This window comes from Enterobacter sp. BIDMC109 (assembly GCF_001037885.1).
Classification (GTDB): Bacteria; Pseudomonadota; Gammaproteobacteria; order Enterobacterales; family Enterobacteriaceae; genus Enterobacter; species Enterobacter hormaechei_C.
The window spans coordinates 3,977,514-3,992,193 of the sequence record NZ_KQ090002.1 but is presented as its reverse complement, the minus strand read 5'-3'; the positions used below and the strand labels follow the sequence as shown (position 1 = coordinate 3,992,193).

Annotated in this window: 13 protein-coding genes; 5 read left to right on the top strand and 8 right to left on the bottom strand. The window is 55.9% G+C overall.

Annotated features, from left to right (window positions below; all coding sequences use genetic code 11):
* Positions 1-12 precede the first annotated feature (12 nt).
* Entirely contained in the window at positions 13-1,422 is a 1,410-nt protein-coding gene (gene cycA, locus SK62_RS18755) for a D-serine/D-alanine/glycine transporter (RefSeq protein WP_047718213.1), read from the top strand.
* Positions 1,423-1,508: 86 nt separating this feature from the next.
* Here the strand turns inward: cycA and ytfE are convergent, their stop codons facing one another.
* On the bottom strand, positions 1,509-2,171 hold the full coding sequence (gene ytfE, locus SK62_RS18750; protein ID WP_015572484.1) for an iron-sulfur cluster repair protein YtfE: 663 nt from the start codon (positions 2,169-2,171) through the stop codon (positions 1,509-1,511).
* A gap of 245 nt (positions 2,172-2,416) precedes the next feature.
* Between ytfE and SK62_RS18745 the strand changes: the two genes are divergently transcribed.
* Positions 2,417-4,066 (top strand): methyl-accepting chemotaxis protein, encoded by a 1,650-nt coding sequence (locus SK62_RS18745; RefSeq protein WP_048249808.1) that lies wholly within the window; start codon positions 2,417-2,419, stop codon positions 4,064-4,066.
* A 79-nt stretch (positions 4,067-4,145) separates the two neighbouring features.
* Here SK62_RS18745 and SK62_RS18740 read toward each other — a convergent pair whose 3' ends face one another.
* The 3 genes from SK62_RS18740 to SK62_RS18730 all read right to left on the bottom strand — a co-directional run bounded on the left by SK62_RS18740 (position 4,146) and on the right by SK62_RS18730 (position 6,941).
* On the bottom strand, positions 4,146-5,111 hold the full coding sequence (locus tag SK62_RS18740; protein WP_017383939.1) for a DMT family transporter: 966 nt from the start codon (positions 5,109-5,111) through the stop codon (positions 4,146-4,148).
* A gap of 75 nt (positions 5,112-5,186) precedes the next feature.
* Entirely contained in the window at positions 5,187-6,011 is an 825-nt protein-coding gene (locus SK62_RS18735; protein ID WP_017694662.1) for an AraC family transcriptional regulator, read from the bottom strand.
* A gap of 81 nt (positions 6,012-6,092) precedes the next feature.
* Entirely contained in the window at positions 6,093-6,941 is an 849-nt protein-coding gene (locus SK62_RS18730; protein WP_017383937.1) for an SDR family oxidoreductase, read from the bottom strand.
* Between the two features lie 84 nt (positions 6,942-7,025).
* Here SK62_RS18730 and SK62_RS18725 point away from each other — a divergent pair, with 84 nt between their 5' ends.
* The gene (locus SK62_RS18725; RefSeq protein ID WP_023302966.1) at positions 7,026-7,412 is read left to right on the top strand and encodes a winged helix-turn-helix transcriptional regulator; all 387 of its coding nucleotides are present in this window, start codon (positions 7,026-7,028) and stop codon (positions 7,410-7,412) included.
* Positions 7,413-7,505: 93 nt separating this feature from the next.
* On the opposite strand, the gene SK62_RS18720 is transcribed toward SK62_RS18725, so the two are convergent.
* Positions 7,506-9,449, bottom strand: coding sequence for a bifunctional 2',3'-cyclic-nucleotide 2'-phosphodiesterase/3'-nucleotidase (locus SK62_RS18720; protein WP_047718215.1), 1,944 nt, complete (start codon positions 9,447-9,449; stop codon positions 7,506-7,508).
* 190 nt (positions 9,450-9,639) lie between these two features.
* On the opposite strand from SK62_RS18720, the gene cysQ reads away from it, so the two are divergent.
* The gene (gene cysQ, locus SK62_RS18715; protein ID WP_015572488.1) at positions 9,640-10,380 is read left to right on the top strand and encodes a 3'(2'),5'-bisphosphate nucleotidase CysQ; all 741 of its coding nucleotides are present in this window, start codon (positions 9,640-9,642) and stop codon (positions 10,378-10,380) included.
* On the opposite strand, the gene SK62_RS18710 is transcribed toward cysQ, so the two are convergent.
* The gene (locus SK62_RS18710; RefSeq protein WP_017694658.1) at positions 10,374-10,931 is read right to left on the bottom strand and encodes a YtfJ family protein; all 558 of its coding nucleotides are present in this window, start codon (positions 10,929-10,931) and stop codon (positions 10,374-10,376) included. The genes cysQ and SK62_RS18710 overlap by 7 nt on opposite strands.
* A 324-nt stretch (positions 10,932-11,255) precedes the next feature.
* On the opposite strand from SK62_RS18710, the gene SK62_RS18705 reads away from it, so the two are divergent.
* Positions 11,256-11,462 carry a DUF1107 domain-containing protein gene (locus SK62_RS18705; protein WP_003856054.1) on the top strand — a complete coding sequence of 69 codons (207 nt, stop codon included), beginning with the start codon at positions 11,256-11,258 and terminating at the stop codon, positions 11,460-11,462.
* 76 nt (positions 11,463-11,538) lie between these two features.
* Here the strand turns inward: SK62_RS18705 and SK62_RS18700 are convergent, their stop codons facing one another.
* Together SK62_RS18700 and SK62_RS18695 are read right to left on the bottom strand one after the other, a co-directional pair.
* The gene (locus SK62_RS18700; protein ID WP_017383933.1) at positions 11,539-12,876 is read right to left on the bottom strand and encodes a polyamine export protein PaeA; all 1,338 of its coding nucleotides are present in this window, start codon (positions 12,874-12,876) and stop codon (positions 11,539-11,541) included.
* A gap of 193 nt (positions 12,877-13,069) precedes the next feature.
* Positions 13,070-14,614, bottom strand: coding sequence for an MFS transporter (locus tag SK62_RS18695; RefSeq protein WP_017383932.1), 1,545 nt, complete (start codon positions 14,612-14,614; stop codon positions 13,070-13,072).
* Positions 14,615-14,680 lie beyond the last annotated feature (66 nt).

Sequence of the window (14,680 nt, the reverse complement as noted above, 5' to 3'; positions counted from 1 at the left end):
GGAAAATATCACATGGTAGATCAGGTCAAAGTCGCCGCCGCAGAAGAGGCGACGTCTGAACAGTCGCTACGGCGAAATCTCACGAACCGTCACATTCAGCTTATTGCCATTGGTGGAGCCATCGGCACCGGGCTGTTTATGGGCTCGGGCAAAACCATCAGTCTTGCCGGCCCGTCGATCATCTTCGTTTATATGATCATCGGTTTTATGCTCTTTTTCGTGATGCGTGCAATGGGTGAATTGCTGCTGTCGAATCTCGAATACAAATCCTTCAGCGACTTCGCGTCAGACCTGCTCGGCCCGTGGGCGGGCTATTTTACCGGCTGGACCTACTGGTTCTGCTGGGTGGTTACCGGCATGGCGGATGTTGTCGCTATTACGGCCTACGCCCAATTCTGGTTCCCCGGCCTGTCGGACTGGGGGGCTTCGCTGGCGGTGATTATTCTGCTGCTGAGCCTGAACCTCGCCACCGTTAAAATGTTCGGTGAGATGGAGTTCTGGTTCGCGATGATCAAAATCGTCGCCATCATCGCGCTGATTGTCGTCGGGCTGGTGATGGTGCTGACGCACTTCCAGTCGCCAACCGGCGTACAGGCCTCGTTTGCCCATCTGTGGAATGACGGCGGCTGGTTCCCGAAAGGTATCAGCGGCTTCTTTGCCGGCTTCCAGATAGCGGTGTTTGCGTTTGTCGGGATTGAGCTGGTCGGTACCACGGCGGCGGAAACCAAAGATCCGGAGAAATCCCTGCCGCGCGCGATCAACTCCATTCCGCTGCGTATCATCATGTTCTACGTGTTCGCGCTGATCGTCATTATGTCCGTGACGCCATGGAGCTCGGTGGTGCCAACCAAGAGCCCGTTCGTCGAGCTGTTCGTGCTGGTGGGGCTGCCTGCTGCCGCGAGCCTGATTAACTTCGTGGTGCTGACCTCTGCGGCCTCTTCCGCGAACAGCGGCGTCTTCTCCACCAGCCGTATGCTGTTCGGCCTGGCGCAGGAGGGCGTTGCTCCGAGCGCGTTTGCCAAACTGTCTAAACGCGCGGTACCGGCGAAAGGGCTGACCTTCTCCTGCATCTGTCTGCTGGGCGGTGTGGTGATGCTCTACGTCAACCCGAGCGTAATCGGCGCGTTCACCATGATCACCACGGTGTCGGCGATCCTGTTTATGTTCGTCTGGACCATCATCCTCTGCTCGTACCTTGTGTACCGCAAGCAGCGTCCACACCTGCACGAGAAGTCGATCTACAAGATGCCGCTGGGCAAGCTGATGTGCTGGGTGTGCATGGCGTTCTTTGTCTTCGTGCTGGTGCTGCTGACGCTGGAAGAAGATACCCGACAGGCGCTGATGGTCACGCCGCTGTGGTTTATCGCGCTGGGGCTGGGCTGGCTATTTATCGGTAAGAAACGTATGGCGGGCATGCGCTAAGCATGTTGCCGGGTGGCGCTGACGCTTACCCGGCCTAGGTTCGCGGATGTTGTAGGCCCGGTAAGCGCTAGCGCCACCGGGCTTTTTTATTTACCCGATAATGCACGCGGGAACAGAACGTTATTCTCAAGACTAATGTGTTCCATCAGATCGTCGATCATCTCGTTAATGCCGTTGTACATGGCTTTCCAGGTGGTGCACGCTTCTGGCGGCGGTGTGACGTTGTTGGTGGTGTGTTTGATCACTTCCAGCAGTTCGCCGGCGTCATCATGTTCGCTTTCCATCACGCTGATGGGCCCCATGGCCTGGCTGCCCATGCCCTGTTTGATCATCGGGAAGAGGATCTGCTCCTCTTTCATCATGTGGCTGGAAAGTTCTTCGTGCAGCATGGTCAGATATTTCGCCAGGCCGCGCGGTACGGAAGGTTTATCGGCATGAACGCGTTCAACTTTGGTCGCCTGTAAAATCAGCTCCGGCAGCTGCTCGCGGTGACGATCGTGGTAACGCACAATGATATGGTCGATGATTTCAGCCAGCGGCGCGGTGCGCCAGTCTTTGTCGACAGGCTGTTCAGCCAGCTGAGCCAGCTCCGCTTCGATAGCCTCCACATCCAGCTCTTTACGCGACGCTGCACGCGCCAGCGTTTGCTTACCACCGCAGCAGTAATCCATATCGTATTTACGGAACAGCGCAGAAGCGCGAGGGATGGAGAGCGCCAGCTCGCCTAAGGGTTGGTCGCGGAAGGCCATAACAGTTTCCTCATCATCAGGAATATAAGATGCATTTTAAATGCATCTTTAGGTGGATACTATAACCCTTTAGAGGCAAGGGTGAAAATGAGAAGGGGATCACAAAAAAAGCGTGCTTTTAACTTGCTGATTGAATGCAGAAAAGGGCTTTCGAAAGTTTTTAAAGGTGGAGAAACAGTAAACAACCTGCCGAACGTGCCGATAGATACAGGTCAGACAATACCTGTATATAAAAAAGGCAACGCATGTTTAAACGTATAAAAGTCATTACTCTTTTGATTTCGGTGCTGCTTGTGCTCGGCATCATGCAGCTGATCTCCGCTGGCATTTTCATTAACGCACTCAATAACGATAAAGAGAACTTCACCGTTTCTCAGCTTTCCAGCCAGAACGTCGCGGAGTTTACCGACGCCTGGATCAGCCTGAACCAGGCGCGCGTCACTCTCAACCGCGGCATGTTGCGCCTGCAAAGCAGCATGGCGTCGCAGATTAATGGCGGACAGCTGAACGAGCTGGTCAATACCGCGAAAAACCTGCTGGCCGATGCCCAGACCCATTACGATAAATACTACGCGCTGCCGGAAACGCCGGGTATGGACGAGCACCTGGCCGATCGCCTGGAAGAGCAGTACCGCGTCTACTCCGCCACGCTGACGCAAATGAACGTTCTGCTGGGGCAGGGCAATCTGGAAGATATTTTCAAACAAAATGCCGAACAGAAGCAGACCGCGATGCAAAAGGTTTATCGCGAGTGGCGTGAGGCGCAGGCCGCGCTGACCGCCAAAGGGATCCGGGACAATGAAAGCGACTACAAACGCATTCTGTGGATCCTTTCTGCGGTGATGCTGCTGGTGATCGCGGTGATTATTTCCAGCTGGATTGCGATGCGCCGCGTGCTGCTGCTGCCGCTGGAAGAGGTGATCAACCATATCCGCGCCATTGCCGCAGGGGATTTAACCCAGCCGATTCAGGCTGAGGGTAAAAATGAAATGGCGATCCTGGCGCGCAACGTTCAGGAGATGCAGACTGCGCTGGCCAACACGGTGGGCGTGGTGCGTGAAGGCGCAGATACCATCTACACCGGCGCGGGTGAAATCTCGGCGGGCAGCAACGATCTCTCCTCTCGTACCGAGCAACAGGCCGCTTCTCTGGAAGAGACGGCAGCCAGCATGGAACAGTTAACCGCCACAGTGAAGCAAAACGCCGATAACGCGCGTCAGGCGTCGCGTCTGGCGCTGGACGCCTCCTCCACCGCGAAGAAGGGCGGTAACGTGGTCGAGGGCGTTGTGCGCACCATGGACGAAATCGCCACCAGTTCCAGCAAAATCGCGCAAATTACTAACGTGATCGACGGCATTGCTTTCCAGACCAATATTCTGGCGCTGAACGCGGCGGTAGAAGCGGCGCGCGCGGGCGAGCAGGGACGTGGCTTCGCGGTTGTCGCGGGCGAGGTGCGTACCCTTGCCCAGCGCAGCGCACAGGCGGCGAAAGAGATCAAAGCGCTGATCGATGATTCCGGCGAACGCGTCAACGCGGGTTCTCAGCTGGTAAATGAAGCGGGCGCGACGATGGCGGAGATCGTCAATGCGGTTACGCGCGTGACGGACATCATGGGTGAGATTGCGTCGGCCTCCGACGAACAGAGCCGCGGTATCGACCAGGTGGGTCAGGCGGTGGCGGAGATGGATCGCGTCACCCAGCAGAACGCCTCGCTGGTGGAAGAGTCTGCGGCGGCAGCGGCGGCGCTGGAAGATCAGGCTGCACGCCTGAACGACGCGGTGGCGGTGTTTAAGATCACCCGTAACCAGGCGGTGAAAGCCGCGCCGGTAAAGACCTATGCACCTAAAGCGCAGCCCGTCGCGGCGGCGTCTGAAGCGAACTGGGAAACGTTCTGATACTGTGCCGGGTGGCGCTGACGCTTACCCGGCCTACGGTTTGTAGGCCCTGCAAGCGAAGCGCCGCTGGGCGAAAAGCTCACCCCTCCGACGCCGGAACGACCATCGGTTTTTCCGGCTTCGCTCTCACCGCAATCACCACCCCAACGACCAGCAGCGCGATCCCGCAGGCCGTTAGCAGCGGCGGCACGCTCTGACGCATCAGGAAGGTATAGAGCAGCCCTGCCAGCGTCTCAAAGACAATCAGCGGCCCCAGTATCACCGTCGGCAGCTTCTGGCTGGCAATGTTCCAGCACAGCGCGCCCACCCACGAACAGAGCACGGCAATGGCGACCATTAACCCGACGAATACCCACGGGCGCGGTCCGAAGGGCAGGGTAAATGCCGGTTGCTGGCTACCCAGCCAGACACACGCGCCCACATAGCCCAGCAACGAGACAGGGAGGGTGACCAGCGCCTGCGCCGTCGCCCACATCATCGGATGTTTATCCGGGTTTTCCCGCAGCCAGCGTGCATTGCGCAGGGCATACCAGGCCCAACAGACAACCGAAATAAACGCCAGAAAGATCCCTGAGCCGTAACGCCATAAGCTGAAGTTTTCAAGGCCGTGGCGAAGCTCGGCAATATTCACGCACACCAGCCCCACGGCGATGCAGACCAGAGCGGGCGCCATTTTTGACCACGCCAGTTTGCCGTCACGCTGGCTGTAAAGCAGGTTCGCGAAAACCGGGATGACCACCGGCAGCGTGCCGATAATCATGGTCGACACCGGCGCACCGGTGCGCTGAATGGCGCTCGCCAGACAGACGTAGTAGATCAGATTACCCATCATGGTCAGCGCCAGCGCGGTGAGCCAGTCCTGGCGGCCCAACTGACGCAGACGCGCGCGCCCCAGCCATGCCAGCGGCACGGCAATCAGCCCCAGCGCCAGGTAACGTCCGGTCGACTGCAATATTGCCGGGTACTCCGGCACAATCAGCGGGCCGACAAAAATCAGCCCCCACATCAAACCCGCAAGCAGGGCATACAACACGCCGCTAATCATTTTTCCATCCATCTTGATTCACTTTGCGATCAGTGTAGGAGGGCAAAACGCGCGCGTATTGTATGAGGTTGCGCATTAGCGCGGCATAACCTGTTTCTGGTAGCGCACGGGCGTGATGCCGTAGCGACGGGTGAAGGCGCGGGTTAAATGCGACTGATCGGTCAGCCCGGTCGCGGCGGCCACCTCGGCGGCAGGCATGCCGTGGGTGAGGAATGCTTTTGCGCGCCACAGCCGGATGGCCATCAGCATCTGGTGGGGCGTAACGTGGAAATGGGCTTTGAACTGGCGCTGAAAATGGTACGGGCTGAGCGAGACAACGTTAGCCAGCTCGTCCAGGGTCAGCGAGCGCATATAGTTGTCGTGCAGATAGTCGCGAACGCGTTCGAAGCGGTGCGCGGCCTCCTGCACCACCGGCGCATGATGGGCCAGTGGCTGAAAAGTCTGAATCAAATCCAGTAGCAGCCCCTTCTGCGCCAGCGGATCGTTGGTGTGCCACAGGCCGTAAATTAACCGGCCAATCTGCTGCGAGCGCAAAGGGTCGTGGCGCGTGACGTCATTAAACCACCAGTGACGCAAGCCGGTGACCTCTTCCAGCAGGTCGGGTTCGATGTAGACCATCCGGTAGCGCCAGCCGCCTTCGGTGGCGGATTCCCCTGTGTGGATCTCGTCCGGGTTCATGGTCACGACGGATTTTTCCGCGGCAAGATGCTGGGTACCGCGATAGCGGAAGCGTTCGGCACCGGTTTCGATGGTGCCGATACCGAAGGCTTCATGAGTGTGAGGCTCAAAGGCGTAGTCAGAGATATGGGCGTGATAAAGCTCCAGGCCCGGCAGCTGCGCCAGATGGCGAAAGCGCGCGCTGTCTCTCTCATCAGTGAACTGTTCCGGTACGCCTTGCACGGTGAGCCTCCTTGTGGGTCATCGCTTCATTATCAGAGATGACCCGAGGGGATGCCACAAAAAATAACCAATTTTTAACAACTACAGGATGGCTTTGACGCTTTCCGCCAGTGATGTGGTTGGGCGGCCGATCAGTTTGCTCAGGGTACGGCTGTCGTCGAACAGGCCGCCTTTGGACGCGCCGGTGTCGGAGTCCGCCAGCATCTCCGCCAGCCCGGCAGGCAAACCAACGCCCTTCAGCGCAGCGGCGAAATCGGCTTCGCTGAGGTTCTGATACGTTACCGGCTTACCGCTCTGCTTGCTCAGTTCCGCAGCCAGTTCGCTCAGCGTCCAGGCATTATCACCCGCCAGTTCATACACCTTGCCGGCATGACCCTCTTCAGAAATCACTTTCGCTGCCGCCGCCGCGTAATCCGCACGGGTCGCAGAGGCAATTTTGCCTTCGCCTGCGGCACCCATAAATACGCCGTGTTCCAGCGCTGGCGGCGCGCTTGCCAGGTAGTTTTCGGTGTACCAGCCGTTGCGCAGCAGAGCGTAAGGCACGCCGGAGGCCGCCAGGGCATTTTCGGTTTCGACGTGCTCAACGTGCAGACCCAGCGGAGATTTGTCAGCATGCAGCAGGCTGGTATAGGCGATGAATTTCACCCCGGCGGCTTTGGCGGCGTTTATCACGTTCTGGTGCTGTACGGCACGCTGGCCCACTTCGCTGGAGGAGATGAGCAGCAGTTTATCCACGCCGTTCAGCGCGGTGGTAAATGCGGCTTCATCGGTGTAATCCGCCTGACGCACAACGACCCCTTGCTGACGCAACGCTTCGGCTTTCGCCGGGTTACGCACAATAGCCACGATCTGGCTGGCCGGAACGGTTTTCAGCAGTTCTTCAATAACGTGTTGGCCAAGCTGGCCAGTTGCGCCGGTAATCGCGATCATGATGAATCTCCTTCGTGTTTGTCTGGTGTTGTGGCACACTATCACCATAACTAACTTTTAGTAAGTACGTACAAAAAGGTAAGTATGAAAACAACAATACCAACGCTCAGCGAGCAAATGCGCGATGGCAACCTCTTTGCGGAACAGTGCCCGTCACGGGAGGTGCTCAAACACGTAACCAGCCGCTGGGGCGTGCTGATCCTGGTGGCGTTACGTCAGGGGACGCATCGCTTCAGCGATCTGCGCCGCAAGATGGGCGGCGTCAGCGAGAAGATGCTGGCTCAGTCTTTACAGGCGCTGGAGCATGACGGGTTTGTCGATCGCGTGTCGTATCCGGTCGTGCCGCCGCATGTGGAGTATAGCCTGACGCCGATGGGGCAGGAGGTAAGCGAGAAGGTGGCCGCGCTGGCCGACTGGATTGAGGTCAATACGCCGCAGGTGATGGCGAATAGGGACGAGCGTGCGGCGTGAAATGCCGGGTAGCGCTTGCGCTTACCCGGCCTACGGGATCGAGGATTGCGGGTAGGCCGGGTAAGGCGAAGCCGCCACCCGGCACAATCATCGCTACCTGCTCAAATCCACCTGATAAATCGCGAACCCAATATCATCCGTCGCGACCTTTTGCATCGAATACTGCGCCTTATCCTTGATAAACGCGGCTGCTTTATCGGACGGAGATGTCTCAAAGCGAATATCCAGCTTAGTGTCGCTGTGGATCGGCGCAAGTCGCCAGTTGTTATCCACCGCCGGATGAATTTCACCCGTTTTTTTCGACTCCGCGCTGATCCACGCCGCCAGCACCGAACGGTTCTCATCCGGCGAGGCAAAGGCGATGTGGCTGTCACCCGTACCGGCAAACTTGCCGCCATAGGCGCGGTAGTTGTTGGTCACCACCAGGAAAGTGGCATTCGGATCAATCGCTTTGCCGTTGAAGGTCAGGTTTTTGATGCGTTCTGCCTGCGGATTAATGGCCTGACATTCGCCGTCATATTTCGCGGGCTGGGTAACGTCAATCTGATATTCCACGCCGTCGATCACGTCGAAGTTGTAGGTGCGGAAACCGTCCCAGTTAATCAGCGACTGCGGTTTGCTGTTGTGCGGATCGATCTGGTTGAACTGTCCGGCAGAGCACTCCAGCCAATCCTTCACCTCTTTCCCGGTGGCTTTCACCACCACGAGGGTGTTGGGATAGAGGTAGAGATCGGCGGCATTACGGAAGGTCAGCTGGCCTTTTTCCACCTCAACGTAGCTGGCCGGATCGTTCTTCCGCCCGCCCACTTTGAATGGCGCCGCGGCAGACAGTACCGGCAGATTTGCCATATCCGGATCGCCCTGAATATAGTGCTCCGCATAGGCTTTCTGCGCCATGTTGACTACCTGCACGGTCGGGTCATCCTGTACCAGCGCGAGGAAGCTGTACATGTTATCAGCCGATTTACCGATCGGCTTGCTGACAAATTCACGCGTCGCGTCGTGGTCATGCTTCAGGACGTCGACCAGCTTTTTATCTTCCCCTGCCAGAGATTTTTTGGCCGCTGCGTCGTAGATCGGACGCGCTTCCGCTTTCGACTGCGTGACTTTCCAGCTTCCGCTGTCTTTATTCAGCACCAGATCCACCACGCCAAGGTGGTCGCCCCACATGCCCGGCATTACCGATGGCACACCGTTAAGCGTCCCTTTTTCGATGTCCGCGCCTTTGATAGCAACGAAATCTTTGCCCGGGAAGACGGCGTGGGCGTGACCAAACAGGATCGCATCCACGCCCGGCACCTGGCTGAGATAGTACACGGAGTTCTCAGCCATCACCTGATACGGGTCGGCCGAGAGGCCAGAGTGCGCCACGACGACGACCACATCCGCCCCTTTCGCCCGCATCTCCGGCACGTATTTGCGCGCGGTTTCGGTAATGTCGTTGACGGTCACTTTCCCGTCGAGGTTGGCTTTATCCCACGTCATGATCTGCGGCGGCACAAAACCGATATAGCCGATTTTCAGCGTCTGTTTTTTACCGTCCTGGTCGACAACCTCGGTCTCTTTAATCAGATAAGGGGTGAAGAGCGGCTTCTTCGTCTTAACGTCGATGATATTGGCGTTAACGTACGGGAATTTTGCACCTGCCAGCGCGTCGTGCAGGTATTTCAGGCCGTAGTTAAATTCGTGGTTGCCCAGGTTGCCGACGGCATAGTCCAGCGTATTCATTGCCTTATAAACAGGATGGATCTCGCCTTTTTTCAGCCCCTTCGCCGCCATGTAGTCTCCGAGCGGGCTGCCCTGAATTAAGTCCCCGTTATCGACCAGCACGCTGTTTTTCACTTCACCGCGGGCGGCGTTGATCAAACTTGCCGTGCGTACCAGTCCGAATTTTTCCGTAGGGGTATCTTTGTAGTAATCGAAGTCCATCATATTGCTGTGCAAATCGGTGGTTTCCAGAATACGGAGATCCACCGTCGCTGCCTGAACGCTTGCCGCAATCAGCGTTGCCAGGAGCGTTGCGCTAAACTTAATCATCTGAGGAGTCCTTTTTTCGATCCAAGCCACAAAAGAATATGTATGTAGTATTTGTTGCTTACAGAAGTGTGAATGCTGCCAGAAAAAAGGGCGCTGAAACCAGAATTGCTTCACAGATAGCGGAATTGTTCACATTACGATATAACTAAAACAATAAGTTATGCCCACTGCGTTAACGAAGAGGTGGAGAATGTTAGATAAAATTTGTCAGCTCGCACGGGATGCGGGTGATGCCATTATGCAGGTGTACGACGGTGCGAAACCGATGGATGTTGTCAGCAAAGCGGATGACTCCCCGGTGACGGCGGCGGATATCGCGGCGCATGCGGTGATCCTGAAAGGTTTGCAGGCCCTGACGCCGGATATTCCGGTCCTTTCTGAAGAAGCGCCCCAGAGCTGGGATGAACGTCAGCACTGGCAGCGTTACTGGCTTGTCGACCCGCTGGATGGCACGAAAGAGTTTATCAAGCGTAACGGTGAATTCACCGTCAACATCGCCCTGATTGAAAAAGGAAAAGCGGTGCTTGGCGTGGTTTACGCCCCGGTGATGAAAGTAATGTACAGCGCGGCGGAAGGTAAAGCCTGGAAGGAAGAGTGCGGCGTGCGTAAGCAGATCCAGGTGCGTGATGCTCGTCCTCCGCTGGTGGTGATCAGCCGCTCGCACAGTGACAGCGAGCTGGAGGAGTATCTGCAACAGCTGGGTGAACACCAGACGACGTCGATTGGCTCGTCGCTGAAGTTCTGTCTGGTGGCGGAAGGGCAGGCGCAGCTGTACCCCCGTTTCGGGCCGACGAACGTCTGGGATACGGCGGCAGGGCATGCGGTGGCGGCGGCCGCTGGCGCGCATGTGCATGACTGGCAGGGTAAGCCACTGGACTACACCCCGCGCGAGTCATTCCTGAATCCGGGCTTCCGGGTATCACTTTACTGAGTCAGTAGCTTATGCAGCAGGGCAACCACCTGCTGCACCTCATCCTGCGTCAGCGCGCCGTCTTTAACCCACTGTACGCGACCGTTTTTGTCCAGCACGACAATCGCTGAACTCTCTTCTTCCAGCTGCCACGCCTTACGCGTCACGCCGTTGCTGTCGACAATAAACTGCGACCAGGGATAGAGCTTCTTATTGCTCTCAAGGCTTGAGCGCACAAACATCCCGGAGCCGGGAATCGCGTCGTCGGTGTTCACGATGGTGGTGGTCTGGTAGCGATCGTGCGGGAGTTTTGCGGCTTTGATCGCTTCCACGAGGGTGGCATTTTTCTCTTTAGCGGATGTACGTCCGGCAATATGTTGTACAACTCTCACTTTGCCCGCAAGCTGCGCGCTATTCCAGGTTTTATAGCTAAACTTATCATTGTCGAGAATCAATTCTCCCCGGTCAGCAATGCCGACCGGCGGGACACGTTGTCCTTTTTCAATGTTGTGTGCGGAAGCCATCAGCGGCAGCAACAGGCAAGCTGCTGCCAGGAGGTTACGTAGGGTCATGGTGTTTCCTTATTGTTAGCAGGTGATCCGACCACTTGGTCATGCGCTTTTAATCATAAGTGCGATCAATAGGCTTTTCCCGCAATCCCGATGCCAGTTTGCGGGCGAACGCACATATCCATGCAAAAACGACGGCATATACTGCGCTGTATCACGCTTTGCAAAGATTATTCTGAATAATTGTAATCAAACGGTAAATAAACTTATGCACACTGGGTAAGTACGAGGTTCTGGTCTATAGTCATTGGGCATCAAAATTTGCGCTCAGGACAGTCGGGCCGATTGTGGCACCGCAAGAGCGTATGATTCGCAGGAGATACAAGAATGAAAATTTTCCAACGCTACAACCCGCTTCAGGTGGCGAAGTACGTGAAGATCCTGTTCCGTGGACGGTTGTACATCAAGGATGTTGGCGCTTTTGAGTTCGATAAGGGCAAAATCCTTATCCCAAAAGTGAAGGACAAACAGCACTTGTCTGTGATGTCCGAAGTCAACCGTCAGGTTATGCGTCTGCAAACTGAGATGGCTTAACCAACGTGCTATGCAGTAGTAGTTAAAAAGACGGCTCCCGATGGGAGCCGTTGATGTTTATGGGGCATACAAAGGATTACGCCGACACCTTCTCTTCGGCATCCGGCAGTTTCGGCACCAGCATGGTCGGTTTGCTATCAATACGCGTTACCAGCAGCTGGTCGATGCGGTAGTTATCAATATCCACCACTTCAAACTTGAAGCCGGAGAACTTCACCGAGTCGGTACGTTTCGGGATTTTACGCAGCATAAACATCATAAAGCCGCCGATGGTCTCGTAGTTGCCGGACTGCGGGAACTCGTCAATGTCGAGTACGCGCATGACGTCTTCAATCGGCGTACCGCCATCGATGAGCCATGAGTTCTCATCACGCTGCACAATTTGCTCTTCCAGCCCCTGGCCGACCAGGTCGCCCATCAGCGTCGTCATAACGTCGTTGAGGGTGATAATGCCCACCACCAGCGCGTATTCGTTCATGATCACCGCGAAGTCTTCCCCGGCGGTTTTGAAACTTTCCAGCGCTTCGGAGAGCGTCAGGGTATCCGGCACTATCAGGGTGTTGCGGATCTGCACGCCGCTGTTCAGCGCCAGGCTCTGGTTGGCCAGCACGCGGTTCAGCAGGTCTTTGGAGTCCACGTAGCCGATGATATGGTCGATATCTTCGTTACAGACCAGAAACTTGGAGTGCGGATGCTGCGCCACCTTGGTCTTCAGGCTCTGCTCGTCTTCATGCAGATCGAACCAGATGATGTTTTCACGGCCGGTCATGGAGGACGGCACGGTACGGGATTCCAGTTCGAAAACGTTCTCAATCAGCTCGTGCTCCTGCTTGCGCAGCACGCCTGCCAGCGCCCCGGCTTCCACCACGGCATAAATGTCATCGGAGGTGATGTCGTCTTTACGCACCATCGGCAGCTTGAAGATGCGGAAAATGACGTTCGCCAGGCCGTTAAAGAACCACACCAGCGGACGGAACACGTACAGGCAGAAGCGCATCGGGTTGATGATACGCAAAGCCACAGCTTCTGGCGCAATCATACCGATGCGTTTCGGGGTCAGGTCCGCGAATAAAATGAACAAGCCGGTGACCAGGGAGAAGGAGAGGATGAAGCTCAGCTGCTCGGCCAGCTCTACGGACATGTACTTAACAAAGAGGCTATAAAACGCCGGAGAAAACGCTGCATCGCCCACGATACCGCCAAGGATGGCGACCGCGTTCAGGCCAATCTGCACCACGGTAAAGAACATGCCGGGGTTTTCCTGCATTTTCAGAATGCGTGATGCGTTGATGTTGCCCTCGTCGGCAAGCAGCTTCAGTTTGATTTTACGGGAGGCAGCCAGCGAGATCTCCGATATCGAGAAAAATGCACTGACGGCAATAAGACAAAGTATTACTAAAATACTGTTTAACATAGTTTATCCGGCTTCTCGCCAGATCCTCAGAAGGGGAGTTGATACCATTCGTGTGAAGACACATTGAACTCAGCTCGTAGCGTTGAGCCGATTATTTCAGCGGTAGTATAGCGTAAAGACGTGTAAACCTGCCAGAGGTCACGTTTTCGGCAAAAAAAGCCGGACCGGCATGGGGCCGATCCGGCGGGAAGGGCTATTTCACGGTGGATAAGTTTTCGCCCACAGCCAGGCGTGTGGCATCGCCGCCCCAGACCTGATCGTACTCATAGCCTGTCAGCTGTTTGATGACCACACGGGTGCTGGCGTCGCAGTCGCGATAGTCGCCACCGAGCTTCCGACGCGCGATCTCCTTGAGCAGCACCTTATGCGTCTCGCGGGTCAGCTTAAATTTGTAGGTCGCGAAGAAGCTCACTGCCAGCAGCGCGGCGGTGGCAAAAATCATCAGGCCAATTATTGCTCCCAGCGCGCTTTCAGGCTGTGCGCCACTGCCTTTCACAAAACCGGACTCCTGCAACACCAGGCCGATAATCATAATCGCAATGGCGACGGTGCTTTTGCGGGTCAACACCATTACGCCAGCGAAAATGCCTTCCCGGCGCTGCTGCGTGACGATCTCGTCGATATCCGGAATAAAGCTATAAATATTCCACGGAATGTAATAGAGGCCGGAACGGGCTGCACCCAGCAGGATGAAGACGGCGGAGAACAGCAGCGTTGGCACCTCTGTTTTGGTGAGATAAACCGTAAACAGGAATGCCAGCACCAGGAAAATGCAGCTATACGAAAGGCGCAGTGCGGCGGAAGGGGTCATGTTCAGCCTGTTGAGTAACAGCATAAATCCGTACGTGCCCGGCACGGAGGCAAAAGCCGCAATACTTAGCCAGCCGGACACTGCTGCCGCATCCTGACTCAGGCAATACACCACGTAATAGGTAAAGACTGAACCAAATACGTCCATCGCGGTGAAGGAGAAAATATAAATAAGAATATGCAGGCGGAAAGCGCGAATACGAAAAGAAGAGAAGAGATCCAGCACCAGATATTTGAGGTGATTAATTACTCCGCTGCTGCGCTGGGTATCAACTTTGAAGTCATACTCCTGATGCACATCTTTTGCTTCCCAGGTGCTGTACCAGGTAATAAATACCGCGATGCAAAAGACGCAGGAAAATATCAGTCCGGTTAGCGTGTAGGTAAAGGAATTATCTTTGCCGGTAAATTGCATAATCACGCCCGGAACCGACACCGCAAGAAAACCGCCCAATTGCGAGCAGATCATCCGTACGCCCGACAGGCGGCTGCGCTCTTCATAGCGGTTGGTCATCTCCGCGGCGAGGGTTTCCCACGGCACCAGCACCATCGCTGAAAGCAGTTCGATGGAAAGATAGGTGCCCAGGTAATACCAGTAACCCATGTCCGTCAGCCACAGCAGAGCATAGAGGAACATTAAGGGAGAGCTGAGTAATAAGAAGAAACGACGACGGCCAAATTTACGCCCAAGCCAGGTGTCGCCGAAATTGTCGGTGATGTAACCCATTATCGGGCTTAATACCGCGTCAATGACGCGGGCAATAGCAAATATAGAGCCGGCTTCCACGACGGATAATCCGCAATAGGTGGTGTAAAAAAATAACAGCCAGGTGCCGATAATGGCGAAAGCGCCTCCGCCAAAGAGGTCGGTTATGCCGTAGCCAAGCGCCACGCCATAACCCACTCTGCGTTCAGTTGGTTTAACCATAATAATATCCAGTGTAGGGTAGATGTAGAGGTTGTATTTTTATTGCACTGCTGGACTACACGTGAC

Bases quoted from the DNA above. Each gene is read 5' to 3' on its own strand.
- SK62_RS18745 (WP_048249808.1), top strand. From the start codon at position 2,417: ATGTTTAAACGTATAAAAGTCATTACTCTTTTGATTTCGGTGCTGCTT.
- SK62_RS18725 (WP_023302966.1), top strand. From the start codon at position 7,026: ATGAAAACAACAATACCAACGCTCAGCGAGCAAATGCGCGATGGCAAC.
- SK62_RS18705 (WP_003856054.1), top strand. From the start codon at position 11,256: ATGAAAATTTTCCAACGCTACAACCCGCTTCAGGTGGCGAAGTACGTG.
- SK62_RS18720 (WP_047718215.1), bottom strand. From the start codon at position 9,449: ATGATTAAGTTTAGCGCAACGCTCCTGGCAACGCTGATTGCGGCAAGC.
- cysQ (WP_015572488.1), top strand. From the start codon at position 9,640: ATGTTAGATAAAATTTGTCAGCTCGCACGGGATGCGGGTGATGCCATT.
- cycA (WP_047718213.1), top strand. From the start codon at position 13: ATGGTAGATCAGGTCAAAGTCGCCGCCGCAGAAGAGGCGACGTCTGAA.
- SK62_RS18695 (WP_017383932.1), bottom strand. From the start codon at position 14,614: ATGGTTAAACCAACTGAACGCAGAGTGGGTTATGGCGTGGCGCTTGGC.
- ytfE (WP_015572484.1), bottom strand. From the start codon at position 2,171: ATGGCCTTCCGCGACCAACCCTTAGGCGAGCTGGCGCTCTCCATCCCT.
- SK62_RS18700 (WP_017383933.1), bottom strand. From the start codon at position 12,876: ATGTTAAACAGTATTTTAGTAATACTTTGTCTTATTGCCGTCAGTGCA.
- SK62_RS18730 (WP_017383937.1), bottom strand. From the start codon at position 6,941: ATGATCGCGATTACCGGCGCAACTGGCCAGCTTGGCCAACACGTTATT.
- SK62_RS18740 (WP_017383939.1), bottom strand. From the start codon at position 5,111: ATGATTAGCGGCGTGTTGTATGCCCTGCTTGCGGGTTTGATGTGGGGG.
- SK62_RS18710 (WP_017694658.1), bottom strand. From the start codon at position 10,931: ATGACCCTACGTAACCTCCTGGCAGCAGCTTGCCTGTTGCTGCCGCTG.